Raw genomic sequence first — 25,751 nt, 5'->3', positions numbered from 1 at the left:
CACTGCCGATCCTGCCGGCACGTGCCCCGGGACTCCGGGTCACGGCGGCACAGACGACGACGGGAGAATGCCCGGTGCCCACTTCGCACGCATTCCCGCCGCCCCAAGGGCTGTACGACCCCCGCCACGAGCACGACGCGTGTGGCGTGGCGTTCGTCGCGACCCTGACCGGCGATGCCAGCCACGACATCGTGGCCAAGGCTCTCACTGCCCTGCGCAACCTCGACCACCGCGGAGCCGCGGGCGCCGAGCCGAACTCCGGCGACGGTGCCGGGATCCTGCTGCAGGTGCCCGACGCGTTCCTGCGCGCCGTGGTCGACTTCGACCTGCCCGCGGCGTCGGCGTACGCCGTCGGCACGGCGTTCCTGCCCGGCGACGACGAGACGGTGGCCGCCGCGCGGACCCGGATCGAGGAGATCGCGCGCGAGGAGGGCCTTGCGGTCCTCGGCTGGCGCGAGGTCCCGATCAACCCCGAGATCCTGGGCAGGACCGCGCTCGGCGTGATGCCGGCGTTCAGCCAGCTCTTCGTGGCCGGCGACGGCAAGCGCGTGAGCGGCATGGCCCTGGAGCGGATGGCGTTCTGCCTGCGCAAGCGCGCGGAGCACGAGACCGACGTCTACTTCCCGTCGCTGTCCTCACGCACCCTGGCCTACAAGGGCATGCTGACGACCGACCAGCTCGACAACTTCTTCCCGGACCTGACCGACGAGCGCGTCGCGTCGGCGATGGCGGTCGTCCACTCGCGGTTCTCGACCAACACCTTCCCGAGCTGGCCGCTGGCCCACCCGTTCCGGTTCATCGCCCACAACGGCGAGATCAACACCGTCATGGGCAACCGCAACTGGATGCGGGCGCGCGAGGCGCTGCTCGACTCCGACCTGCTCGGCGGCGACCTGGAGCGGCTCTACCCGATCTGCACCGACGGCGCCTCGGACTCCGCGTCCTTCGACGAGGTCCTCGAGCTGCTGCACATGGGCGGCCGCACGCTGCCGCACGCGGTCCTGATGATGATCCCGGAGGCGTGGGAGAACCACGCCGAGATGGACGCCAAGCGCCGTGCGTTCTACGAGTTCCACGCCACGATGATGGAGCCGTGGGACGGCCCGGCCTGCGTCGTCTTCACCGACGGCTCGCAGATCGGCGCGGTCCTCGACCGCAACGGCCTCCGCCCCTCGCGCTACTGGGTGACCGACGACGGCCTCGTCGTCCTCGCCTCCGAGGTCGGCGTGCTCGACCTGGACCCCGCGACGATCGTGCGCAAGGGCCGCCTCCAGCCCGGCCGGATGTTCCTCGTCGACACCGACGAGCACCGCATCATCGAGGACGAGGAGGTGAAGTCCGAGCTCGCCGCCGAGCACCCGTACGACGAGTGGCTGCACGCCGGCCTGATCCACCTCGACGACATCCCCGACCGCGAGCACATCGTGCACACCCACGCCTCGGTCACCCGGCGCCAGCAGATCTTCGGCTACACCGAGGAGGAGCTGCGCGTCCTGCTCACGCCGATGGCCAACGCCGGGGCGGAGCCGATCGGCTCCATGGGCACCGACACCCCGATCGCGGCGCTCTCCGAGAAGCCCCGGCTGCTCTTCGACTACTTCACCCAGCTCTTCGCGCAGGTCACGAACCCGCCGCTGGACGCCATCCGCGAGGAGCTCGTCACCTCGCTCAACGGCAGCATCGGCCCCGAGGCCAACCTCCTCGAGCCGGCGCCGGCGTCCTGTCGCCAGGTCGTCCTGCCGTTCCCGGTGATCAGCAACGACGACCTCGCCAAGATCCGCCACATCAACCGCGACGGCGACATGCCGGGCTTCATCACCCACGTGGCCCGCGGCCTCTACGAGGTCGAGGGCGGCGGCGATGCGATGGCCCGGCGGATCGAGGAGATCTGCCAGGAGGTGTCGCAGGCGATCGCCGGCGGTGCCCGCGTCATCGTGCTCTCCGACCGGCACTCGACGGTCGAGCTCGCCCCGATCCCGTCGCTGCTGCTGACCGGTGCCGTGCACCACCACCTGGTGCGCGAGAAGACCCGCACCCAGGTCGGCCTGCTCGTCGAGGCCGGCGACGTCCGCGAGGTCCACCACGTGGCGCTGCTCGTCGGGTACGGCGCGGCCGCGGTCAACCCGTACCTCGCCATGGAGTCCGTCGAGGACCTCGCGCGCGAGGGCTACTACGTCACCGCCGACCCCGAGAAGGCCGTCGCCAACCTGATCAAGGCGCTCGGCAAGGGCGTCCTCAAGGTCATGTCGAAGATGGGCGTCTCGACCGTCGCGTCCTACACCGGCGCCCAGATCTTCGAGGCCCTCGGGCTCTCGCAGTCGGTCGTCGACCGCTACTTCACCGGCACCACGTCGAAGCTCGGCGGCATCGAGCTCGACACGATCGCCCAGGAGGTCGCGCGGCGCCACGCCACGGCGTACCCCCGCGGCGGCATCGCGCCGGCGCACCGTGAGCTCGAGATCGGCGGCGAGTACCAATGGCGCCGCGAGGGCGAGCCTCACCTGTTCGACCCGGAGACCGTCTTCCGCCTCCAGCACGCCACGCGCGCCGGTCGCTACGACGTCTTCAAGCAGTACACCCAGCGGGTGAACGAGCAGTCCACGCGCCTGATGACGCTGCGCGGGCTCTTCGACTTCAAGAGCGCCGAGGCCACCGGCCGCAGCCCGATCCCGATCGAGCAGGTCGAGCCCGTCTCGGCGATCGTCAAGCGCTTCTCGACCGGCGCCATGTCGTACGGCTCGATCAGCCAGGAGGCGCACGAGACCCTCGCGATCGCCATGAACCGGCTGGGCGCCAAGTCCAACACCGGTGAGGGCGGCGAGGACGCCGAGCGGCTCCACGACCCGGAGCGGCGCAGCTCGATCAAGCAGGTCGCGTCGGGGCGCTTCGGCGTCACGTCGGAGTACCTCACCAACGCCGACGACATCCAGATCAAGATGGCGCAGGGCGCCAAGCCCGGTGAGGGCGGCCAGCTGCCCGGCAACAAGGTCTACCCCTGGGTGGCCAAGACCCGGCACTCCACGCCGGGCGTGGGCCTCATCAGCCCGCCGCCGCACCACGACATCTACTCGATCGAGGACCTCGCCCAGCTCATCCACGACCTCAAGAACGCCAACCCGGCGGCGCGGGTCCACGTGAAGCTCGTCTCCGAGGTCGGGGTCGGCACGGTCGCGACGGGCGTCTCCAAGGCGCACGCCGACGTCGTCCTGATCTCCGGCCACGACGGCGGCACGGGCGCGGCCCCGCTGACCTCGCTCAAGCACGCCGGCGGACCCTGGGAGCTCGGCCTCGCCGAGACCCAGCAGACGCTGCTGCTCAACGGCCTGCGCGACCGGATCGTCGTGCAGACCGACGGCCAGCTCAAGACCGGCCGCGACGTCGTCGTCGCCGCGCTGCTCGGGGCGGAGGAGTACGGCTTCGCCTCGGCGCCGCTCGTCGTCTCCGGCTGCATCATGATGCGCGTCTGCCACCTCGACACCTGCCCCGTGGGCGTCGCGACGCAGAACCCCGTCCTGCGCGAGCGCTTCTCGGGCAAGGCCGAGTACGTCGTCAACTTCTTCGAGTACATCGCCGAGGAGGTCCGCGAGATCCTGGCCGAGCTCGGGTTCAGCACGCTGGACGAGGCGATCGGCGCGGTGGAGACGCTCGACGTCGGCACCGCGGTCGAGCACTGGAAGACCGTCGGCCTCGACCTCACGCCGATCCTGCACAAGCCCGAGCTCCCCGAGGGCGCGGCGCTGCGCAACACGACCGGCCAGGACCACGGCCTCGACAAGGCGCTCGACGTCACCGACCTGGTGCCGCTGGCCCAGGCCGCGCTCGACTCCGGCGAGCCGGTGCGGGCGCAGGTGAAGATCCGCAACGTCAACCGCACGGTCGGCACGATCCTCGGCCACGAGGTGACCAAGAAGTACGGCGGGGAGGGGCTGCCCGAGGGCACCATCGACCTCACGTTCACCGGCTCGGCCGGCCAGTCGTTCGGCGCGTTCGTGCCGCGGGGGATGACCCTGCGGCTCGAGGGCGACGCCAACGACTACGTCGGCAAGGGTCTCTCCGGTGGCCGGATCGTCGTGCGCCCCGACCGGGCCGCGACCTTCAACGCCAACGAGCAGATCATCGCCGGCAACGTCATCGCCTACGGCGCGACGTCGGGTGAGGTCTTCATCCGGGGCGGGGTGGGCGAGCGGTTCGCCGTCCGCAACTCCGGCGCCCGCCTGGTCACCGAGGGCGTGGGTGACCACGCCTGCGAGTACATGACCGGCGGCCGCGTCGCCATCCTCGGCAAGACCGGGCGCAACATCGCGGCCGGCATGTCGGGCGGCGTCGCCTGGGTCCTCGACCTCAAGGAGCACCGGGTCAACCGGGAGCTCGTCGAGCTCGGTCCCGTGGCCGGCGAGGCCGCGGCCGAGCTGGAGCACCTGGTCCGCACGCACCTCGAGGAGACCGGCTCGACGGTCGCCGAGGAGCTGCTGGCCGACTGGGAGACCTCGTTGACGCGCTTCACCGAGATCATGCCCACCGACTACCGCAAGTCCCTCGAGGTCAAGGCAAAGGCAGAAGCCGACGGCCTGGACGAGAAGGAGACGGCGAACGCGATGATGGAGGCACTCCATGGCTGACCCCAAGGGTTTCCTGAAGACCGGCCGCGAGGTCGCCACCCGGCGCCCGGTCGACGAGCGGGTCAAGGACTGGAACGAGGTCTACCCCGAGGGGATCGGCCGCGCCCTGCTGCCGATCATCACCGAGCAGGCCGGCCGCTGCATGGACTGCGGCATCCCCTTCTGCCACCAGGGCTGCCCGCTCGGGAACATCATCCCGGAGTGGAACGACCTGGTCTGGCGCGACGACTGGGACGGCGCGATCGAGCGCCTGCACGCGACCAACAACTTCCCGGAGTTCACCGGTCGCCTCTGCCCGGCCCCCTGCGAGACCGCCTGCGTGCTGGGCATCAACCAGGACCCGGTCACGATCAAGAACGTCGAGGTCTCGATCATCGACAAGGCCTGGGAGTCCGGCGCGGTCCGGCCCCAGCCGCCGGAGTGGCTCTCGGGCCGCACGGTCGCGGTGGTCGGCTCCGGCCCGGCCGGCCTGGCCGCCGCGCAGCAGCTGACCCGTGCCGGTCACACCGTCGCGGTCTACGAGCGCGCCGACAAGATCGGCGGCCTGCTCCGCTACGGCATCCCCGAGTTCAAGATGGAGAAGAAGCACCTCGACCGGCGCCTAGACCAGATGCGCCGCGAGGGCACCGTCTTCCGCGCCGGCGTGAACGTCGGCGAGGACGAGCTCACCGCCGACCGGCTCCGGGAGCGGTACGACGCCGTCGTGCTCGCCATGGGCGCCACCCAGGCCCGCGACCTGCCGATCAGCGGCCGCGAGCTCGGCGGCATCCACCAGGCGATGGAGTTCCTCCCGCAGTCGAACCGCGTCTCGCTCGGCGAGGAGCCGACGACGGACGGGAGCGAGCAGATCGTCGCGACCGGCAAGCACGTCGTCATCATCGGCGGCGGCGACACGGGCGCGGACTGCCTCGGCACCTCCACCCGCCAGGGTGCGGCCTCGATCACGCAGCTGGAGATCATGCCGGAGCCGCCGCAGTCGCGGCCCGCGGGACAGCCGTGGCCGACGTACCCCATGACCTTCCGGGTCTCCTCGGCGCACGAGGAGGCGGGGGAGCGGGTCTACGCCGTCTCCACGCAGGAGTTCCTCGGCGACGAGGACGGCAACGTCCGGGCGCTGCGCCTGGTCGACGTCACCTTCGAGGGCGGCAGGCTGACCGAGATCGAGGGCACCGAGCGCGAGATCCCGGCCGAGCTGGTGCTCTTCGCGATGGGCTTCACCGGTCCCGAGAAGGAGGGCCTCGTCGACCAGCTCGGCGTCGACCTCGACGAGCGGGGCAACGTCGCGCGCGACGACGGCTACCTCTCCTCGGTGCCCGGCGTCTTCGTGGCCGGCGACGCCGGCCGCGGCCAGTCGCTCATCGTCTGGGCGATCGCCGAGGGCCGGGCCGCGGCGTCCGCGGTGGACCGGTTCCTCACCGGCTCGACGACGCTCCCGGCGCCGATCCTGCCGACCGAGCGCCCGCTGGTCGTCTGAGGCCGGGCCGGACCACCGCGGCGTCGCGCCCCGGTGGTCCGGCCCGTCCCGGCTACTCGCGAGTTACGTTGTTGGAACGTTCAAACGCCGGTAGGGTCTGAGCGTGCGCAAAGCCAAGATCGTCTGCACCCTCGGCCCTGCGACTGCGTCCCCGCGACGCATCCGGGAGCTCGTCTACGCAGGCATGGACGTCGCCCGGCTCAACATGAGCCACGGCACCCACCAGGACCACGCCGAGGCCTACCGCCTGGTGCGCGAGGCCTCCGACGCCAGCGGTCACGGGGTCGGCATCTTCGCCGACCTCCAGGGCCCCAAGATCCGGCTCGCGACCTTCGGCGACGGCCCGGTCCAGATCCGCCGCGGCCAGGAGTGGACGATCACCACCCGCGACGTCCCCGGCGACGACAAGGTCGCCGGCACGACGTACGCCGGCCTGCCCGGCGACGTGAAGCCCGGTGACCCGATCCTCATCGATGACGGCAAGATCCGCCTGCGGGTGACCGGGGTGGACGGCGAGGACGTCCACACCGAGGTCCTCGTCGGCGGCAAGGTCAGCAACCACAAGGGCATCAACCTGCCCGGGGTCGCGGTGTCCGTGCCGGCGCTGTCCGAGAAGGACATCGAGGACCTCCGCTTCGCCCTCAGCCTGTCGGTCGACTTCATCGCGCTGAGCTTCGTGCGCGACGCCAAGGACGCCGAGGACGTGCGCCGGATCATGCGCGAGGAGGGCAAGATGCTGCCCGTCATCGCGAAGATCGAGAAGCCCCAGGCCATCGAGAACCTCGAGGAGGTGATGGCCGCCTTCGACGGCTTCATGGTGGCCCGCGGCGACCTCGCGGTCGAGTGCCCGCTCGAGGACGTGCCGTTCCTCCAGAAGCGGATCGTCCAGATGGCCCGCCTCAACGCCAAGCCGGTCATCGTCGCCACCCAGATGCTGGAGTCGATGGTCTCGAGCCCGGCGCCGACCCGCGCCGAGGCCTCCGACGTCGCGAACGCCGTCCTCGACGGCGCAGACGCCGTGATGCTCTCCGGCGAGACGAGCGTGGGGGAGTACCCCATCCACACCGTCGAGACGATGGCCCGCATCATCACCTCCACCGAGAACCACGCCACCGAGTCCACCGGTCCCGGCGTCTTCGCCTCGATCGACTGGGACCCGCACACCCGCAGCGGCGTGATCGCCAAGGCCGCCGAGGAGGTCGCGGAGCGCGTCGAGGCGAAGTACGTCGTCGCCTTCACCCAGAGTGGCGACTCCGCCCGCCGGATGTCGCGCCTGCGCGGCCCGATCCCGATCCTGGCCTTCACCCCCGAGGCGTCGGTCCGCTCGCAGCTCGCCTTGTCGTGGGGCGTCGAGACCTTCAAGACCCAGACGGTCGAGCACACCGACGAGATGGTCCGCCAGGTCGACGAGCAGCTGCTCCAGATCGGCCGCGTCGAGGAGGGCGACCTCGTCGTCATCATCGCCGGTGCGCCTCCCGGCATCCCCGGCTCCACCAACGCGCTGCGCATCCACCGGATGGGCGACGCCATCAACGAGGTGGCCCCGGCGTACCGCCGGAGCACCTGATCAGCTCTTGAGCCCGATCAGGTCGTCCAGGGCTGCGACGGCCGCGCGCCGGGAGACCGACACCGTCTTCGCGTTCGAGCGCCGCCAGGCGACCTCGACCAGGTCGAGCGCCCAGCCGCACAGTCCGAGGATGTCCTCGGACGTGTTGGTGAACTGCCACCGGGGGTAGTCGTGACGTCGGCGCTCGCCGTCGACCACCCGGCTCGCCCAGTTCGCGACCCGGCACCCGTCGGAGTGGAAGAGCCCGCGCAGGAAGTCGCCCGGGTGCTCCACGACGATCGCGCGCTGCCAGTCCTCCAGGACGATCGGGCGCTCGTGCTTGCGACCCGGGCCGTGCTGCGGGAACAGGCAGGGCCAGTGCTTCCACGACACGGTCGAGACGACGCACCCCTTGAGCAGGCGGGTGTGCGGTCGGCTGCCTGGTTTGACCTGGCGCATCAGGGCGAGGATGTGGAGGTTCACCTGTGTGTAGCGAGCGTCGTTGTACACGTGCAGGTTGAAGACCTCACGACGTCCACGGCTGAGGTAGCCGTCGCCGAGGTACCAGCCGAGCAGCTCGCTGTAGGCCGCGCCCTCCAGGTGGGCGCGGTCGCAGATCGGGCATGGAGGAGCGAGGTGTGACTGGCCGCGAGGCAGCCCACGGCGCTGGTAGTCGCGACGCCAGCGGCGAATGGTCTTGACCGCGACGCCGTGCTGCTCCGCGTTCTCCGCGTCAGGCACTCCGGCCGCCGACGCGCGCAGAGCGCTCGCGACGGTCTCGGGAGGTCGAACATGGGGCATGTCCTCATGATCGAAGAGACCTCCGACAGTGGTGCCGGGTGTGGGATTCGAACCCACAAGCCCTTGCGGGCAGTGGTGTTTGAGACCACCGCGTATGCCGTTCCGCCAACCCGGCTGGGTAGGCCGAACGCTACCGGAAGCAAAGGTTTCGCCCGCACCTTGGTCAAAGACAACTAATCCACTACAGTTAAAGTCCTCAACGGTTCACGGGTGACGCGGAGGTCGGCGATGGTCAAGGTGTGGGAATGGGCGCGCAGCAGCCACGTGCGGGCGGTCGACAACGCCCGGGCCGCCTCGACCGAGCTCAGCCGGCGGCGCGTCGAGCGCGAGGACGTCGAGCTGTTCCTCGCCGCCCTCGAGCCGCGACCGGTCGTCACCCAGCGCCCGGCGTTCCACGCCTGACCCGGGCGCCCGACGGGGTGCCTGGCCGGACACCGACGCGGCCGAGCACGAGCCGTCGGCGCCGCAGCCGATAGCCTTGCCCCGTGACCGAGTCGAAGCAGGCGCCCTCCCCGCGCGCCACCCCGCGCACCGTGGTGATCGCCGAGGACGAGGCGCTGATCCGCATGGACCTCGCCGAGATGCTCACCGAGGAGGGCTACTCCGTCGTCGGGCAGGCCGGTGACGGCGCCCGCGCGGTGGCGCTCGCCGAGGAGCTGCGACCCGACCTGGTCATCCTGGACGTGAAGATGCCCGTCCTCGACGGGATCGCCGCGGCCGAGCAGATCGCGGGCAAGAGGATCGCCCCCGTCGTCATCCTGACCGCCTTCTCCCAGCGCGACCTCGTCGAGCGGGCGCGCGACGCCGGCGCGATGGCGTACGTCGTCAAGCCGTTCTCCCAGAGCGACCTGGTGCCCGCGATCGAGATGGCGGTCAGTCGCTTCGCCGAGGTGCAGCTGCTCGAGGCGGAGGTGGCCGACCTGCAGGACCGGCTCGAGACCCGCAAGGCAGTCGACCGTGCCAAGGGCGTGCTGCAGCAGCAGCTCGAGCTCTCCGAGCCGGACGCCTTCCGCTGGATCCAGAAGACCGCGATGGACCTGCGTCTCTCGATGCGCCAGGTCGCCGAGGGCGTCGTCACCCACGGCCCCGGCATCGCGGGCTGAGCCGACACCGTCCGGGCGGACACACCGGCGTCTCGTGAAGATCACGAGTCGGTAACCGCCCGAGATTCCCAGCCGTGGCGTTTCGCCGATGTCGCCACCGCTCCCTCGCGGGCCTCTAGACTGCCGGGCAGCACCCAGCCGGGTGCCCGGAGGGAGGACCCCGAGTTGACGTCTCGACACACAGTCCGTGAGCGGGCCCTGGGGCGCGGGGCAGCAGGACTGATCCTGATGCTTCTCGTGGCACCACTGCTCCTGCTGCTCGCACCGCCGGCCGGAGCCGCGGGCACGCTCTGCCTGCCCAGCCCGACCTCCGCGTGCATTGCCGGCACCCTGCGCACCGAGGCCGGCGTCCTCGCCGGCGTCGACATCACGATCACCGACCCGGCCGGCGCCGAGCAGACCGTCACGACCGACGAGTCCGGCAAGTGGAACATCCAGGTCAAGGACGAGGGCGAGTACGCCGTCAAGATCGACGAGTCGACGCTCCCGAAGGACCTGGTCACGGAGGGCACGGTCACCGTCCAGGCCAAGTTCGGGGCGACCAAGCCGGCCCTCATCGACATCCGGACGTCGTCGTACGACGCCAGCGAGAGCAAGCTCGACGAGCTGATCCAGAGCTCGGTCAACGGCCTGCGCCTCGGGCTGCTGCTGGCGCTCGCCTCGGTCGGCCTGTCGCTGATCTACGGCACCACCGGGCTCTCCAACTTCGCCCACGCCGAGCAGGTGGGCCTGGGCGGCATCCTCGGCTACGCCTTCATCAACCTCCAGGGCATGAACATCTGGCTCGGGGGACTGGTCGTCATCGCGATCTGCGCCTTCACCGGCTGGCTGCAGGACCGCATCATGTGGCAGCCGCTACGACGTCGCGGGCTGGGGCTGACCCAGCTGATGATCGTCACGATCGGCCTCTCGCTGGCGATGCAGTACTGCTTCCAGTACTTCGTCGGCGCCCGCACCGTCCGCGTCGACCAGGCCAACCCGAGCGTCCGCACGATCGGCCCGGTCACGATCACCAACCAGTCGCTGGTCGCCATGGCCATCGCGGCCATCGTGCTCGCGGCCGTCGGCTTCGCGCTGCTCCGCACCCGCGTCGGCCGCGCCACGCGGGCGGTGTCCGACAACCCGGCGCTCGCCGCCGCGTCGGGCATCGACGTCGACAAGGTGATCCGCCTCGTCTGGACGGTCGCGATGGGCCTCGCGGGCCTCTCCGGCCTGATGTACGCCCTCGTCACCAACGGCATCAAGTGGGACTCCGGTCTCCAGATCCTGCTGCTGCTCTTCGCGGCGGTGACCCTCGGTGGTCTCGGGACGGCGTTCGGCGCCCTCGTGGGCTCGCTCGTCATCGGGCTCGTGGTGGAGCTCTCCCCGGTGCTCGGCATGCCGGGTGACTTCAAGTACGCCACCGCCCTGCTCATCCTCATCCTGCTGCTGCTGGTCAGGCCCCAGGGCCTGCTCGGCCGCGCCGAGCGTGTCGGTTAGGAAGCGCTGCCATGGACACCCTTCAGACCATCCTCAGCGCGATGCTGCGCGAGGCCATCTCCCCGCAGACGGCCGCCGTGGCGATCGCCGCGATCGGGCTCAACATCCACTTCGGCTTCACCGGCCTGCTCAACATCGGCCAGTCGGGCTTCATGCTGCTCGGGGCCTACGGCTTCGCGATCTCGGTCGGCCACGGCATCCCGCTCGTCGTCGCGGTGCTGATCGGCTTCGCGGCGGCGCTCGTCTTCGCGCTGGTGCTCGGGGCACCCACCCTGAAGCTGCGCGGTGACTACCTCGCGATCGTGACGATCTCGGCCGCCGAGATCATCAGGTACGTCGGCAGGTCGTCGCTGCTCACCGACTTCACCGGCGCGGCCCAGGGCCTCCAGGGCAAGTCGTACCGCGACCCGTTCACGAACCTCTCGTTCTTCGGCAGCGGCAACCTCACGCTCAGCGAGTTCAACTACCTCGACGTGGCCAACGGCTCGGCCGGTCTCCGCGTCGTGCTGTGGCTCGTGGCGCTCGGCCTGATCACGCTGGCCGTGCTGATCGCCCGCAAGGGCTGGATCGCCAACCGCACGGTCCGCCGGGCCAGCATCGTGGCGACCGTCCTGCTGTTCGTCTTCCTGGTGTTCTTCCTCTTCCCCGCGAACTACCAGAACACCGGGGTCAGCGGCTGGTGGGTGCGCTTCGTGGCCTGGGTCCTCGTGGGGATCTCGCTGCTCGTCGTGTTCCTGCTCGTGCGCAGCCCGTGGGGCCGCCTCCTGCGCGGGATCCGCGAGGACGAGGACGCGATCCGCAGCCTCGGCAAGAACGTCTTCGCGATCAAGATGCAGGCGCTCGTCATCGGCGGTCTCTTCGGTGCGCTGGGCGGCATGCTCTACGTCCTGCCGTCCTCGGTGCAGCCCGACTCCATGGGCCGCTCGCTGACGTTCTTCTGCTACACCGCGCTGCTCATCGGTGGCGCGGCCACCATCTTCGGTCCGGTGCTGGGCGCGGTGATCTTCTACTCCGCCCGCATCATGATCAAGGGCATCGCCAACGGCTACGTGCCCGACAGCATCATGAACGGCCAGCAGACCGAGCAGTTCTCGTTCATCGTCGTCGGTGTCGCGCTCATGCTGATCGTGATCTTCCGACCGCAGGGCATTCTGGGTGACAAGAGGGAGCTCCGGTTCAATGTCTGAGTCCACATCCACCCAGGGCGTCGTCCACGCCGACCCGGCCGCCCGCAAGGCGCTGATGTCGGACGTCGACCGGACCCCTGGTGCGGCCAAGCCCGACTCGATCCTCGTGGTCGACAACATCACCCGTCAGTTCGGCGGCATGACCGCCGTCGACGTCGACCACCTCGAGGTCCAGCGCGGGGTCATCACGGCCCTGATCGGTCCGAACGGTGCCGGCAAGACGACGTTCTTCAACCTGATCACCGGCTTCGACCGGCCCACGTCGGCCAAGACCGGCGCGGCGTGGTCCTTCGACGGCGCCAAGCTGGACAAGACGTCGGCCTCGAGCGTCGCGAAGGCCGGCATGGTCCGGACCTTCCAGCTCACCAAGGCGCTGAGCCGGATGACCGTCATCGACAACATGATGCTCGGGGCCCAGAACCAGGCCGGCGAGAACCTCTTCAAGTCGGTCTTCAAGCCGCTCTGGGGTCGTCAGGAGAAGGAGATCGAGGCCAAGGCCGAGGAGCTCCTGGCCCGCTTCAAGCTGCTCGAGAAGCGCGACGACTACGCCGGCAGCCTGTCCGGCGGCCAGCGCAAGCTGCTCGAGATGGCGCGCGCCCTGATGAGCGACCCCAAGATGATCATGCTCGACGAGCCGATGGCCGGGGTGAACCCTGCCCTGACGCAGTCGCTGCTGGGGCACATCCAGTCGCTGCGCGACGAGGGCATGACCGTGCTGTTCGTCGAGCACGACATGCACGTCGTCCGCCACATCTCCGACTGGGTCGCCGTGATGGCCGAGGGTCGCCTGGTCGCCGAGGGCCCCGCCGACAGCGTGATGTCGGACGCCGCGGTGATCGACGCCTATCTCGGTGCGCACCACGACACCGACCTCGGTGACGACGCGCTGCTGAGCGACGAGAAGATGGAAGAGATCGCCGAGGAAGTCGCCGCCGAGGCCGCCGAGCGTGAGGAAGCCTGATGACCGTCCAGCCCCAGACCCAGAAGCCGCAGACCCAGCAGGCCGTCGTCGAGGCCAAGGACGTCGTCGCGGGCTACCTGCCCGGCGTCAACATCCTCAACGGCTGCAGCCTGGTCGCCTACCCGGGCGAGATGATCGGCATCATCGGGCCGAACGGCGCCGGCAAGTCCACCCTGCTCAAGGCCATGTTCGGCCTGGTCAAGGTGCACTCCGGCTCCGTGATGCTCGGTGACCGCGAGATCACCAACCTGCGCACCAACCAGCTCGTGGAGATGGGCGTCGGGTTCGTCCCGCAGACCAACAACGTCTTCCCGTCGCTGAGCATCGAGGAGAACCTCCGGATGGGGCTGTTCCTGCGCCCCAAGAAGGTCGGTGAGCGGCTCGCCGCCATGTGGGACCTCTTCCCGGTCCTCCACGACCGCCGCAACCAGAGCGCCGGCGCCCTCTCCGGCGGTGAGCGCCAGTCGCTCGCCATGGCCCGGGCCCTGATGATGGAGCCGTCGGTCCTGCTCCTCGACGAGCCCTCCGCCGGTCTCTCCCCGGTCCGCCAGGACGAGACCTTCCTCCGCACCCGCCGGATCAACAAGACCGGCGTCTGCGTCGTCATGGTCGAGCAGAACGCCCGCCGCTGCCTGCAGATCTGCGACCGCGGCTACGTCCTCGACCAGGGCCGGGACGCCTACACCGGCACCGGCCGCGAGCTCGCCAACGACCCCAAGGTCATCGAGCTCTACCTCGGCACCCTCGCCGAGGACGTCGACGCCGAGCGCGACGGAGAAGCCCCGCCCGCGCACTGACCCACCGCAGCACCGCACAAACGACCCGCCCGAGCTGTCTCGGGCGGGTCGTTTCGTTGTGCAACCGACCACCGACCACCGACCACCAACCTCAGCGGACCGGAGCGAGGACACCCCCGGCACGGAGGACGCGCAGCGTCCGGAGGGCCGAGGGGGCGGGCGGGCGGTGGGGAGGCGGCTGGCGCCGCGCGGGAGGCCGGCTCACGACCTGTCCGGCACCGCGCCACCGGACCACGGCGCGCCCGCCCGGCGTCCTGCGGTCCGAGGGGGCGGGCGGGCGGGAACCACCCCTTCCGCTCGTTCCTCGCTCCAGGGGGGCCAGTCCCAGCCACCGCCCGCCCGCCCCCTCGGCCCTCCGGCCGCCGTGCGGTCGGCGGTCGGCCCGAGCGCGCTGCCGGACCCGAAGGTCCGCTCGTGAAGGGTCGGAATTGGGAAAGGCCCCGGACCAGAGGTCCGGGGCCTTTCCGTGGAGCAGTGGAGCAGTGGTTTCTGATCAGGGATCAGAAGGTCACTTGGAGCCCTCCACCGAGGTGGACAGCTCGTTCTTGTTGTCGGCGTTGTACTTGAAGATGCCGACGAAGGCCGACGACGGGTCGTTCTGGTCGTCGATCGGACCGATGCCCGAAGGACCGGTGTACTTGATCTCCTTGCCGTCGCCGAGCAGGGCGACACAGTCCGCGTAGGACGTGCACTCCTCGCCGTCGGTCGCGCCGGAGACGTCAGCGAAGTTCTGCTGGATCGTCTCGGAGCTGGTGTCGCCGCCCTTCACGGCCGCGAGGGCCGCGAGGATGGTGGCGTCGTAGGACTCCGCACCGTACGCGTAGTCGGAGAGGGGCTTGCCCTCGCCGACCTCGGCCCACCCGTTGAGGCGGTCCTTGAACGTGGCGTCCGGGTCGGCACCGGGGATGGTGCCCTGGGCGCCCTCGAGGGTGCCCGGCTCGAAGTCCTTGCTGTAGTCGGCGGTGTTGCCGTCCGACAGGTAGACCTTCGACATGTCCCAGCCCTGCGAGGCGAGCTCGGGGATGATCTGCTTGGTCTCGTCGAAGGCGAGCACGACGATGGCGTCGGGCTTGGCTGCGAGCGCACCGCTGACCTCGGACGAGAACGTCGTCTGGCCGGCCGGGAACTCGTCGCCGTCACCCTTGCCGCCGTACACGACCTGGCCGCCGGCGGCCTCGATGGTCTCCTGGACCGCGTTGCGCAGGCCGGTGCCGTAGGTGTCGTTGAACACCAGGAAGGCGACCTTCGTGTAGCCGTCGGTGCTGATCAGGGTGCCGAGCGCGTTGCCCTGGATGCCGTCCGGCGGAGCCGTCCGGAAGTAGTAGGGCGAGTAGCCGCTGAGGTCGACGGCGGTGTTGGCCGGGGAGACCTCGACGATCTTGTTGTCGGCGAAGGTGTCGACCACGTTGAGCGAGACGCTCGAGGAGGCGGCACCGATGACGACGGAGGGCTTGCCGGCGACGAGCGTGCCGGCGGACGAGGTGGAGATCGACATGTCGGTCGAGTCACCGGAGTCCTGGATGTCGTGGCACGCCTTGGCGCCGTCGACACCGCCCGCGGCGTTGATCTCGGAGACCGCCAGGCCGACGCCCGCGATCTCGGGCGGGCCGAGGTAGGCGAGGTTGCCGGTGAGCGGCAGGATGCCGCCGACCTTGAACGTGTCGGCGCTGGTCTGGCCCGACTTGCACTTGTCGTTCGTGAACGTTTCGTCGGTGGATCCGCTGGCGGACTCGGACGACGACGCGGAGGGGCTGCTCGAGCTGCTGTCCTTGGCGTCCGGCGATTCGTCGCTGGACCCGCAGGCAGTCAGGACGAAGCCGAGCGCGGCGGTGCCGGCCATCAGCTTGGTCCATGTGGCGGTGGTGGATCGATTCACGGGGTGAACCTTTCTGTCGCGTTGGTGCACTTCACAGCAACCCGACTCCCGGAGGTTGGGGTGCCTAGCCCGCTCACCGTAGGACCGGGCCTGTGGCCGTCGTGGGGAGCGCACGCTCTCGTGACCGAACCGTTACCTCAATGAATCGCAGCCGCGAACTGCACCAGGAGGGGCGCGACGACCAGGGCCGGCAGCAGGTCCGCGACGGGGATCTCCCGGATCCGGAGCAGGCGCAGCGCGACGCCCACGAGCAGCAGCCCGCCGGTCGCGGTGAGCGCGGCCAGGTGCGGGTCGGGCAGCACGTCGCCGAGGAAGAAGCCGGCCACCGTGAGGCTGCCCTGGACCACGACCACCGTCACCGCGCTGGCCGCGACGCCCCAACCGAAGGACGCGGCGAAGGCGATGGCAGCGAACCCGTCGAGCACGGCCTTGAGGAACAGCTGGTCAGCGCCGTTGCCCAGCCCGTCGTTGAGCGAGCCGAGGATCGTCAGGGGACCGGTGCAGAAGAGCAGCGAGGCGGTCACGAAGCCCTCGATGAAGCGGTGCCGCTCCACCGAGCCGGTGTCGCCGGACAGACGGCGCTGCAGCCAGCCACCGAGGCTCTCCACCCGCTGCTCCAGCCGCAGCAGCGAGCCGACGATCCCGCCGATGAGCAGCGAGCCCAGCACGACGAGCATCGGGGCGCTGCTCCCGACCGCGCGCGACAGGTCGGGATCGAGTACGGCGACCGCGGACGTGCCGGCGATCAGCAGCGTGACGAGGCCCAGCGCGTCGGTGACGACGTCGCGGGTGCGGACGGGCAGCCGGTTCCCGAGGAGGACCCCGATCGTCGCGCCCACGAGGACCGTGGCGACGTTCACCAGGGTGCCGATTCCGGGGATCAAGGGGACTCCTCTGACAAGTCGGGGAGGCTGAGCGTAGTCTCGCCGTTTGAGTCGCGGTTCGGGGGACCCAGGCCGCACCACGTCCGTTGCACCATCCGGAAGGCGTGAGCCATGAACCGATCGCTGGTGTCCCTGCGCAGCGCGCTGCCCTCCGACGCCCCCGACCTCGCGGTGCTGTGGTCCGACGTGCTGCGGCGCGCCGACCACGACGAGCAGGTCGCCGACCTGGTGCAGATCATCGAGGCGGCCGCGTCGTCGCCCGTGGAGCGGCTCGTGGTCGCGGAGTACGACGGCGAGGTCGCCGGTGCCGTGCACCTGCGGATCTCCACGCTGAGCCCGCTCAACCTCGACCAGACCGTGCAGGCGATCTCGCCCCACGTCTTCCCGCAGTTCCGCCGCAAGGGCGTGGGCCGCGCGCTCATGGACGCCGCGGTCTGCTTCGCCGAGGAGGAGGGCATCGGCTGCGTCGCCACGGCGGCCGCGTCGGCCTCGCGCGACGCCAACCGCTTCATGGCCCGGCTCGCGCTCGGCCCGCAGGCGGTGCTCCGGGTCGCCAGCACCCACGCGGTGCGCTCCAAGCTCACCGCCCAGAGCCCGGCCGCCCACCGCACCAGCGGTCGTCAGCTGACCCAGGTGCTCGCCGCGCGCCGCTCGATGCGGCGCTCGCAGGCCCCGACCGCCGGCTGAGCGGGCCGCTCAGTCGGCGAAGCGCTCGCGGGGGAGCAGCGCGCACGTGATGCGCGAGGTGCAGACGCGCTTGCCGCGCTCGTCGGTGATCACCACGTCGTACGTCGCCATCGTGCGGCCCAGGTGGATCGCGGTCGCCACGCCGGTGACCGTGCCGGTCGTCGCGGAGCGGTGGTGCGTGGCGTTGATCTCGATGCCGACCGAGAGCCGGTCCGGGTGGGCGTGCACCGCCGAGCCGACCGAGCCGAGGGTCTCGGCGAGCACCACCGAGGCGCCGCCGTGGAGCAGCCCGTAGGGCTGGGTGTTGCCCTCGACCGGCATCGTCCCGACGACCCGCTCCGCGGAGATCTCGGTGAGCTCGATGCCCATCTTCTCGTTCAACCCGCCCATGCCCTGCGGCATCGACGCGATGTAGTCCTCGACGGACATGCCGGCTCCCGATTCGTCGCTCATGGGGCCATTCTTGCCGACGCCCGGACCGTCGGTGGCGGCGGCTAGAGTCGCCGCGTGACTGCCTCGCCCACGGAGACCACCCGCCCGCGCCTGCTGCTGCTCGATGGGCACTCGCTGGCCTACCGCGCCTTCTTCGCCCTCCCGGTGGACAACTTCTCCACCACGACCGGGCAGCACACCAACGCGGTCTACGGCTTCACCTCGATGCTCATCAACGTGCTGCGCGACGAGGTCCCCACGCACGTCGGGGTCGCCTTCGACAAGTCGCGCCAGACCTTCCGCCTCGAGGAGTACCCGGACTACAAGGCCAAGCGGAACAAGACCCCCGACGAGTTCAAGAGCCAGCTGCCGCTGATCCAGGAGGTCCTCGACGCCCTCCACATCGGCCACCTCGAGATGGACGGCTACGAGGCCGACGACATCATCGCGACGCTCACGACGCAGGCGGTGGCGGCGGGCTACGAGGTGCTCATCCTCACCGGCGACCGCGACTCCCTCCAGCTCGTGTCGGAGACGTCGACGGTGCTCTACCCGATGCGCGGCGTCAGCGAGCTGGCCCGGATGACCCCGGAGGCCGTCGAGGCGAAGTACGCCGTCCCGCCGTACCGCTACCCCGAGATCGCGGCCCTCGTCGGCGAGGACTCCGACAACCTGCCGGGCATCCCCGGCGTCGGCCCGAAGACCGCGGCCAAGTGGATCAACCAGTACGACGGCCTCGACAACGTGATCACCCACGCCGACCAGATCACCGGCAAGGCCGGCGAGAACCTCCGCGCCCACCTCGGCGACGTGATCCGCAACCGCCACCTCAACCGCCTCGTCGTGGACCTGCCCCTCCCGGTCGGCCCCGACGACCTGGTCCGCCAGCCGTGGGACCGCCAGGAGGTGCACACGCTCTTCGACGGCCTCGAGTTCCGGGTGCTCCGCGACCGCCTCTTCGAGTCGCTCGAGTCCGAGGAGGAGATCGACGACTCCGGCTTCGAGATGGCCGGCAGCGTCCTGGCCGCTGGCGAGGTCGCCGCCTGGCTGGCCGAGCACGCGACGGCGGAGGCGGGCACGCGCACCGGCGTCAGCGTCGGCGGCACCTGGGGCGCCGGCACGGGTGACGTCGCCTCGGTCGCCCTCGCCGCGCAGGACGGCACCGCCGCCTGGATCGACACCACCGGGCTCAGCCCGGAGGACGACACCGCCCTGGCCGGCTGGTTCGCCGACGCCGCCACCGCCAAGGTGCTGCACGACGCCAAGGGCCCGATGCTCGCGCTGGCCGCCCGCGGCTGGCCGCTGGCCGGGCTGGTCAGCGACACCGCGCTGGCGGCGTACCTCTGCCGTCCCGACCAGCGCTCCTACGAGCTGGCCGACCTGACCCTGCGCTACCTCAAGCGCGAGCTCAAGGGCGCCAGCGCCGACGACGGGCAGGGCCAGCTGGCCTTCGACGACCTCGAGGGCGACACCGCCGCGGCCGACACCGCGATGCTGCACGCGCGCGCGGTCCTCGACCTGGCCGAGGCCATCGACGTCGAGCTCGAGGAGCGTGGCGGCACCCAGCTGCTCGCCGACGTCGAGCTGCCGCTGGTCGACCTGCTCACGACGATGGAGCAGACCGGGATCGCGGTCGACGTGGACCTGCTCGAGGCGCTGCAGGCCGGCTTCGACACCGAGGTCCGCGCGGCCGCGCAGGCGGCGTACTCCGCCATCGGGCGCGAGGTGAACCTCGGCTCGCCCAAGCAGCTGCAGGTCGTGCTGTTCGACGAGCTCAACCTCCCCAAGACCAAGCGGACCAAGACCGGCTACACCACCGACGCCGACGCGCTGCAGTCGCTGGCGCTCAAGAGCCCGCACCCGTTCCTCGAGTCGTTGCTGCGCCACCGCGACCAGATCCGGCTGCGCCAGACGATCGAGGGCCTGCTCAAGACGGTCGCGGAGGACGGTCGCATCCACACGACCTTCAACCAGACGATCGCGGCGACCGGGCGGCTCTCGAGCACCGACCCCAACCTGCAGAACATCCCGATCCGCACCGCCGACGGCCGCCGGATCCGCGAGGGCTTCGTGGTGGGCCGGAGCCCGGACGGCGCGCCCTACGAGTCGCTGATGACGGCGGACTACAGCCAGATCGAGATGCGGATCATGGCGCACCTCTCCGAGGACGCCCTGCTGATCGAGGCCTTCCGCTCCGGCCACGACTTCCACTCGATCACAGCGGCCCGCGTCTTCGACGTGGCGGCCGAGGACGTGTCGGTCGAGATGCGCGCCAAGATCAAGGCGATGAACTACGGCCTGGCCTACGGGCTGTCGGCCTACGGCCTGAGCCAGCAGCTCGGCATCGAGCCGGGCGAGGCGCGGGGCCTGATGGACGAGTACTTCCAGACCTTCGGCGGCATCCGCGACTACCTCGGCGGCATCGTCGAGGAGGCCCGGCGCTCGGGCTTCACCGAGACCATCTGGGGCCGCCGCCGCTACCTGCCCGACCTCACCAGCGACAACCGCCAGCGGCGCGAGATGGCCGAGCGGATGGCGCTGAACGCGCCCATCCAGGGCTCGGCCGCGGACCTCATCAAGATCGCGATGCTGCACGTCCAGGAGGCGCTCACCGAGGCCGGGCTGGCCTCACGGATGCTGCTGCAGGTCCACGACGAGCTCGTGTTCGAGGTCGCGCCGGGGGAGCGGGACACCCTCGAGGCGCTGGTGCGCGACCAGATGGGCGGAGCGGCCGACCTGGCGGTGCCGCTCGACGTGTCGGTCGGCACCGGGCACAGCTGGCACGAGGCCGCGCACTAGCCGCGGTCAGGCGGCCGGTGCCGCCGGCGCACGCATCCGCCACAGGCTGAGCGCCAGCAGCAGGGCGAAGAGCGCGCCGTCCACGACGACGACCAGCGCGAGCAGGCCGCCGAGCGTGGCGACCCAGACGCTCGCGAGGAGCAGCGCCAGCACGGCGGCCCAGACGAACCACGTCGAGCGGGTGCCCTGGCGGGCGAGCACCGAGTAGACCAGCAGCTGGAGCATCGAGAGCAGGGTGCCGAGGACCGCGAAGGCCCACAGCCGCGACTGGATCTCGTCGTAGTCCGAGCCGCCGACGAAGACCATCGCGACGCCCGAGAGCACCAGGGCCCCGAGCGTGCACAGCACCCCGAGCCCGAGCACCAGGGCCAGGCTGCGGAGCAGCGCCTTGCGGCGCTCCTCGACCGTCGACATCGACGGGAACGCGACCACCACGACGAACTGCGGCAGGAAGAGCACCGCCTTGGTGAGGATCAGGCCGCCGGCGTACAACCCGGCGGCGTGGGAGTCGAGCACGTTGCGGGCCACGACGATGTCGGCGTTGGAGAGCACGAAGAAGGCCAGCAGCGCGGCAGAGTTGCGGGCGGTCTCGCCGGCCATCGGCCGGGCCTCGTGCAGGTCGCTGGTGGCGCCGGCCTCGCGGCCGCGGCGCAGCGCCCACCACCCGGCGAGGGCGGGGACGAACAGCCCGATCATCACGCCGAGCATGGCGCTGGTCTCGGTGGGGCTGATCGCGATGCAGATCGTGCCGATCAGCACCCGGGGGACGCCGACGCCGAGGTAGATCGCCGCGAGCGGCCCCCAGCGGCGCTCGCCCTGCAGGATGCCGGCCTGGCCGCCCATGATCGTCAGGGGCACCGCCGAGATCGCGAGCAGGATCGCCGGCAGCACGCTGTCGAGGCGCAGCAGCACCCAGACGGCGGGGGAGGCGACGAGCATGACCGCGCCGAGGCCGAACGCCGCGCGGTAGGTCACGCCCATGATGACGTGCTCGATCTGGGCGACGTTCTCGGGCGTCGCGGAGATCCGGCGGGCGGCGGTGGCCTGCAGACCGAGCTGGAGCACCGCGATGACCATCAGCAGCGCCATCAGGCTGGCGATGGCGCCGTACGCCGCCGGGCCGAGCACCCGCGCGGCGACCATCTGGAAGGCGTAGGTCGCGACGTTCATGACCGCCATCGCCACGGCGATCCCGGCGCTGCCGCGGAGGAGTCCCCGCAGGCCGCCGGTTGCGGCCGCGGTGGTGGTCGTCGTCACGGGTCGAGCCTAGGCGGTGTCAGTAGGGGTCCGCGGCATCGCCGTGACCGAGCGCGCGCGCCAGGGGGCGGAGCCGGAGCCGCAGCAGGACCTTGACCACGAGGTTGCGGGCCCACCACGGCAGCTCACCGAGCAGGCGCAGGCGGTCGGCGGTCGAGGGCGGCGCGACCTGCAGCCGGGCCAGCGAACCGGTGCGTCCGACGTAGCGCAGCGTCCGGGACGTGGCCAGCACGCGCAGCAGCGCGGTGGTGACCCCCAACGAGGAGAAGGCGTCGTGCACCAGCACCCAGCCGCCGGGGGTGACGTGGTCCGCCCAGCCGAGGTCCGCGCGGGCGGTCCAGTGGTCGTGCTTGCCGTCGACGTAGACGAGGTCGAGGCGACCGTCCCACCTCGCGCGGACGTCGGCGCTCGTCGCGACCCGGAGGTCGACGCGGTCGGCCACGCCGGCACGGGCCAGGTTGGCGCGGCAGCGCTGCTCGGTCCCGGCCGCGCCGTAGCGCCAGTCGTCGGGGAAGGGGTCGACCGCGACGAGCCGCGCGCCCTCGCGCAGCCCGGCGGCGAGCACGACGGCCGAGCGCCCGTGGTGGCTGCCGATCTCGACGACCGCGCCACCGGCGGGCACCGCGCCGGCGGCGGCGTGCAGCACCGCGGCCTGGTCGCGGGTCATCCAGCCCGGGATCGGGTCGGCGACGGCGTACGCCGCCTCGAACCCTGCGGGCCGTTCTGCCACTGTGTCTCCTCGAGTCCGCCGCTGCGGCTGTCGCCGGCTGAATAAACTAGAGCATGGATGCCGCCCGCCCGGGCGCCCGTCCCGCACGGCTCGTCGAGGAGGATCGCGTGGCGCGTCCGTCCGTGCGCCCGACCGCGATCGCCCTCGACGCCTGGCCCGCGCTGCTGGCCGTCGTGCTGTGCCTCCCGCTGCTGACCCGCAGCGGCCACCCGCTGGCCCGCGACCTGGTCTTCGTCCCGCACCAGCCGCTCACCCTCGCGTCCGTCGGGCTCGGCGACGGCGCCCCGCGCGCCGTGCCGCTCGACGCGGTCGTCGCCCTCCTGACCCAGGTCGTCGACGGCGGCGTGCTCGCCCGCCTGGTCCTCCCGCTCGTCCTCGCGCTGGCCGGGTGGGGGCTGCACCGCCTGGTCGGCGGGCTCGGCACCGGCGCGCGGCTGCTGGCCGGCGGGCTCGCCGTGTGGAACCCGTACGTCGTGGAGCGGCTCGCCCTCGGCCAGTGGGCGCTGCTCGCGGGCTACGCGACGCTGCCGTGGCTGCTCCTCGCCGGCCGCCGCTTCCGCGACTCGGGTGCCTGGGGTGATCTCGGGGCGACCGCGGGCTGGCTCGGTCTGGCGTCGCTGACCCCCACCGGCGGGGTCCTCGGGTCCGCGGCGGCCCTGGTCGCGGGAGCCGGTCGCTCGGCCCGGACCTGGCGGCTGGTCGCGCTCTGCGTCCTGCTCCAGCTCCCGTGGCTGGTGCCGTCGCTGCTCGGCGCCGCGACGGCGACCTCCGACCCGGCCGGGGTCGACGCCTTCTCCGCCGGCGACGAGGGGCCCGGGGGCGTGCTGACGGCGCTGCTCGGGCTCGGCGGGATCTGGGACGCCCAGAGCGTCCCCGGCACCCGCGAGACCTGGTGGTCCACGGTCACGGCCGTGCTGGTCGTGGCGGCGCTGGCCGTCGCCTGGGCGCGGGGTGGTCTGGTCCGCCTGCTGGGCCGGCCCGACGCCGTACGCCTCACCGCGCTGGGCGCCGGCGGGCTGCTGCTGGCCTTCGCCTCGAGCGTCCCGGGCGGCACCGACCTCGTGGCGTGGCTGGTCGACACGGTGCCGGGAGCGGGGCTGCTGCGCGACAGCCAGAAGTTCCTCGCGCCCTTCGCCGTCCTGGCGGTCGTAGCCCTCGCGGTCGTGGCGGACGCGGTCCTCACCGCTGCCACGCGGCACGGCTCGGAGGTGGTGCTGGCCGCGGGCCTGCTGGTCGTGCCGCTGCCGGTCCTGCTGCTGCCGGACGGCGCCGCGACCACGTGGCCGACCGTCGACCCGGTGGACTTCCCGGCAGGGCTGCAGCGGGCGGCCGACCTCGTCGACTCCGGCCCGCCCGGCGCCCAGGTCGCCACGCTGCCGTGGCGCTCCTACCGCGGCTTCACCTGGGGCCACGGGCTCACCTCGTCGGACCCGGCCCTGCGGATGGTCGACCGGCCCGTTCTGGTCTCCGACGTCCTCCAGGTCGGGCCGACCACGATCCGGGGCGAGAGCGTCCGGGTGCGCGACCTCGGCGCCGCGCTCCTCGAGGAGCCGGCCGCGCAGGCGCTGGCCGCGCACGACGTCACGTGGGCGCTCGTCTACCGCGACGACCCGGCGGCCGCGGACCTCGACGTCACCGGCCTGGACGAGGTGTACGCCGACCGGCTGGTGGCGCTCTACCGCGTGCCTGGGGCGGCCGTCCCGCCGGCCGCGACCGGGACGCCGGCACGCGTGATGACGGGCCTCGTCGACGTGCTCGCGCTCGGGTGCGTGCTGACCGGGGCCGCCCTCGGCGTACGCCGTGCCGGGCGTCGTCGCGGGAAAGCCTCGGGACGTGGCTCCCGCTGATACGATTCGCCACGACCTGGGAGAGGGAGGCACCGTGCCGCTGCTGTTGAAGTTTCTGCTGCCCGCTATCGCTGGCGGTCTGACTGCGTCCGTGTCGATGTACGGGCTGGTCTACTCGCAGACGAAGGCACCGGACATGAACCCGGCCGAGCAGCCGATCATGGTCTACGGCGACCAGTCCTGACGCTGGCCGCTCCGGTCAGCACCTGCTCCACCACGTCGGTCGTCCCCGACCACGTGAACTCCACCGCACGCTCGGCCGCCCGTCGGCCGAGCGTGTCGCGTCTCCCGGCGTCGAGCACCAGCGCGCGCGTGAGGCGGAACAGGTCGGCCTCGTCGTCGGCCAGCAGCCCGGTCGCGCCGTCCACGACCGACTCGGTCACGCCGCCCGCGTCGCGGTAGGCCACCGTGGGCGTGCCCTGCACGGCGGCCTCCAGCACGGCCAGGCCCCAGCCCTCCTTGACCGAGGGCAGCAGCATCACCCACGCCTCGGCCAGCAGGCGGTCGCGCTCCGCGTCCGACACGTGGCCGTGGAAGGTCACGAGGTCCTCGACGCCGAGCCGGGCGGCCTCGGCGACCAGCTCGTCGTGCCACCAGCCCTCGCCGACCACGTCGAGGCGCAGGTCCGGCAGCTCGGCGCGCAGCCGCGCGACGACGCCGAAGGCGTGCTCGACCTGCTTGTGGGGCACCAGCCGGGCCAGCACGCACAGCCGCGGGGTCGTCGACCTCGCCGCGTCGACCGGTCGTGACGACACCCCGTTGCGGACCACCGTCAGCGCGTCGTGCGGGATGCCCATCGCGGCCAGGTCGGTGCGCGAGGCCTCCGAGACCGTCAGGTGCGGGTAGCCGCGGTAGAGCCGCGGCGTGACGCGGTGCTCGACGAACCAGCCCAGCCGGCCCCAGAACCCGGGGTAGATGATCTGCCACTGCCGCTGGTGCACGTGGTGCACGAGCGCGACCAGGCCGCGACGGCGTACCAGCGGCGCCCCGAACGGCAGCCCGTTGATGACGTCGACGACCACGTCGACGCGGCGCCCGCGGGTGGCCAGCCAGAGCAGGGCGCGGGGGTAGACCGTGAGCCGGCCACCCCGACGCCGGACGTGTGCGCCGTCGAGCTGGTCGTCCCCTGCGGCCCCGTCGTGCCGGGCGCAGAGCATGGTCACGTCGTGCCCGCGGCGCACCAGCTCCCGGGCGACCTCCTCCACGAACACCTCGGACCCGCCGCCGTCCGGGTGCGTGGAGTCCCGCCAGGTGAGGAACGCGACGCGCACG

The 25,751-nt window shown here is 71.5% G+C and carries 20 protein-coding genes and 1 tRNA gene; 13 read left to right on the top strand and 8 right to left on the bottom strand.

Features of this window, described 5'->3' with window-relative positions:
* Positions 1 to 74 precede the first annotated feature (74 nt).
* From gltB to pyk, 3 genes are all read left to right on the top strand, one after another.
* A complete protein-coding gene (gene gltB, locus H5V45_RS03110; protein ID WP_185251594.1) occupies positions 75 to 4,619 on the top strand; it encodes a glutamate synthase large subunit in 4,545 nt (1,514 codons plus the stop codon).
* Positions 4,612 to 6,093 (top strand): glutamate synthase subunit beta, encoded by a 1,482-nt coding sequence (locus H5V45_RS03105; protein WP_185251593.1) that lies wholly within the window; start codon positions 4,612 to 4,614, stop codon positions 6,091 to 6,093. The genes gltB and H5V45_RS03105 overlap by 8 nt, the downstream gene beginning before the upstream one ends.
* 103 nt (positions 6,094 to 6,196) lie before the next feature.
* Entirely contained in the window at positions 6,197 to 7,660 is a 1,464-nt protein-coding gene (gene pyk, locus H5V45_RS03100) for a pyruvate kinase (protein WP_185251592.1), read from the top strand.
* Here pyk and H5V45_RS03095 read toward each other — a convergent pair whose 3' ends face one another.
* Both H5V45_RS03095 and H5V45_RS03090 read right to left on the bottom strand, forming a co-directional pair.
* Positions 7,661 to 8,440, bottom strand: coding sequence for a helix-turn-helix domain-containing protein (locus H5V45_RS03095; protein WP_185251591.1), 780 nt, complete (start codon positions 8,438 to 8,440; stop codon positions 7,661 to 7,663).
* A 29-nt stretch (positions 8,441 to 8,469) separates the two neighbouring features.
* Positions 8,470 to 8,555 (bottom strand) — tRNA-Leu (locus H5V45_RS03090).
* A gap of 95 nt (positions 8,556 to 8,650) precedes the next feature.
* On the opposite strand from H5V45_RS03090, the gene H5V45_RS03085 reads away from it, so the two are divergent.
* From H5V45_RS03085 to H5V45_RS03060, 6 genes are all read left to right on the top strand, one after another.
* Positions 8,651 to 8,842 carry a hypothetical protein gene (locus tag H5V45_RS03085; RefSeq protein ID WP_185251590.1) on the top strand — a complete coding sequence of 64 codons (192 nt, stop codon included), beginning with the start codon at positions 8,651 to 8,653 and terminating at the stop codon, positions 8,840 to 8,842.
* 83 nt (positions 8,843 to 8,925) lie between these two features.
* Positions 8,926 to 9,543, top strand: coding sequence for a response regulator (locus H5V45_RS03080; RefSeq protein WP_185251589.1), 618 nt, complete (start codon positions 8,926 to 8,928; stop codon positions 9,541 to 9,543).
* 228 nt (positions 9,544 to 9,771) lie between these two features.
* The gene (locus H5V45_RS03075) at positions 9,772 to 11,022 is read left to right on the top strand and encodes a branched-chain amino acid ABC transporter permease (protein ID WP_185251588.1); all 1,251 of its coding nucleotides are present in this window, start codon (positions 9,772 to 9,774) and stop codon (positions 11,020 to 11,022) included.
* Between the two features lie 11 nt (positions 11,023 to 11,033).
* A complete protein-coding gene (locus H5V45_RS03070) occupies positions 11,034 to 12,209 on the top strand; it encodes a branched-chain amino acid ABC transporter permease (RefSeq protein WP_185251587.1) in 1,176 nt (391 codons plus the stop codon).
* Positions 12,202 to 13,170, top strand: a complete 969-nt coding sequence (locus H5V45_RS03065; protein ID WP_185251586.1) for an ABC transporter ATP-binding protein — start codon at positions 12,202 to 12,204, stop codon at positions 13,168 to 13,170. Before H5V45_RS03070 ends, H5V45_RS03065 begins: the two co-directional genes overlap by 8 nt.
* Entirely contained in the window at positions 13,170 to 13,967 is a 798-nt protein-coding gene (locus H5V45_RS03060; RefSeq protein WP_185251585.1) for an ABC transporter ATP-binding protein, read from the top strand. The genes H5V45_RS03065 and H5V45_RS03060 overlap by 1 nt, the downstream gene beginning before the upstream one ends.
* A gap of 508 nt (positions 13,968 to 14,475) precedes the next feature.
* Here H5V45_RS03060 and H5V45_RS03055 read toward each other — a convergent pair.
* Both H5V45_RS03055 and H5V45_RS03050 read right to left on the bottom strand, forming a co-directional pair.
* Positions 14,476 to 15,843: an ABC transporter substrate-binding protein gene (locus tag H5V45_RS03055; RefSeq protein WP_221633892.1), complete on the bottom strand. Its 1,368-nt coding sequence runs from the start codon at positions 15,841 to 15,843 to the stop codon at positions 14,476 to 14,478.
* Positions 15,844 to 15,980: 137 nt separating this feature from the next.
* A complete protein-coding gene (locus H5V45_RS03050) occupies positions 15,981 to 16,727 on the bottom strand; it encodes a DUF554 domain-containing protein (RefSeq protein WP_185251584.1) in 747 nt (248 codons plus the stop codon).
* A gap of 111 nt (positions 16,728 to 16,838) precedes the next feature.
* Here H5V45_RS03050 and H5V45_RS03045 point away from each other — a divergent pair, with 111 nt between their 5' ends.
* Positions 16,839 to 17,414, top strand: coding sequence for a GNAT family N-acetyltransferase (locus H5V45_RS03045; protein ID WP_185251583.1), 576 nt, complete (start codon positions 16,839 to 16,841; stop codon positions 17,412 to 17,414).
* A 9-nt stretch (positions 17,415 to 17,423) separates the two neighbouring features.
* Here the strand turns inward: H5V45_RS03045 and H5V45_RS03040 are convergent, their stop codons facing one another.
* Positions 17,424 to 17,867: a hotdog fold thioesterase gene (locus H5V45_RS03040; RefSeq protein ID WP_246415842.1), complete on the bottom strand. Its 444-nt coding sequence runs from the start codon at positions 17,865 to 17,867 to the stop codon at positions 17,424 to 17,426.
* 54 nt (positions 17,868 to 17,921) lie between these two features.
* Between H5V45_RS03040 and polA the strand changes: the two genes are divergently transcribed.
* On the top strand, positions 17,922 to 20,645 hold the full coding sequence (polA, locus tag H5V45_RS03035; RefSeq protein WP_185251582.1) for a DNA polymerase I: 2,724 nt from the start codon (positions 17,922 to 17,924) through the stop codon (positions 20,643 to 20,645).
* 6 nt (positions 20,646 to 20,651) lie between these two features.
* On the opposite strand, the gene H5V45_RS03030 is transcribed toward polA, so the two are convergent.
* A complete protein-coding gene (locus H5V45_RS03030) occupies positions 20,652 to 21,902 on the bottom strand; it encodes a polysaccharide biosynthesis protein (RefSeq protein WP_185251581.1) in 1,251 nt (416 codons plus the stop codon).
* 19 nt (positions 21,903 to 21,921) lie between these two features.
* Positions 21,922 to 22,632 (bottom strand): class I SAM-dependent methyltransferase, encoded by a 711-nt coding sequence (locus H5V45_RS03025; protein WP_221633891.1) that lies wholly within the window; start codon positions 22,630 to 22,632, stop codon positions 21,922 to 21,924.
* A gap of 107 nt (positions 22,633 to 22,739) precedes the next feature.
* On the opposite strand from H5V45_RS03025, the gene H5V45_RS03020 reads away from it, so the two are divergent.
* The gene (locus tag H5V45_RS03020; RefSeq protein WP_185251580.1) at positions 22,740 to 24,479 is read left to right on the top strand and encodes an MmpA family trehalose lipid delivery protein; all 1,740 of its coding nucleotides are present in this window, start codon (positions 22,740 to 22,742) and stop codon (positions 24,477 to 24,479) included.
* A complete protein-coding gene (locus H5V45_RS03015; protein WP_185251579.1) occupies positions 24,466 to 24,663 on the top strand; it encodes a hypothetical protein in 198 nt (65 codons plus the stop codon). The genes H5V45_RS03020 and H5V45_RS03015 overlap by 14 nt, the downstream gene beginning before the upstream one ends.
* Here the strand turns inward: H5V45_RS03015 and H5V45_RS22545 are convergent.
* Entirely contained in the window at positions 24,638 to 25,750 is a 1,113-nt protein-coding gene (locus H5V45_RS22545; RefSeq protein ID WP_185251578.1) for a glycosyltransferase, read from the bottom strand. The two genes, H5V45_RS03015 and H5V45_RS22545, sit on opposite strands and share 26 nt — an antisense overlap.
* Between the last annotated feature and the right edge of the window lies 1 nt (position 25,751).

The organism is Nocardioides luti (assembly GCF_014212315.1).
GTDB lineage: Bacteria > Actinomycetota > Actinomycetes > Propionibacteriales > Nocardioidaceae > Nocardioides > Nocardioides luti.
The sequence above is the reverse complement of the archived record's forward strand: the minus strand, read 5'-3'. Positions and strand labels throughout refer to the sequence as shown.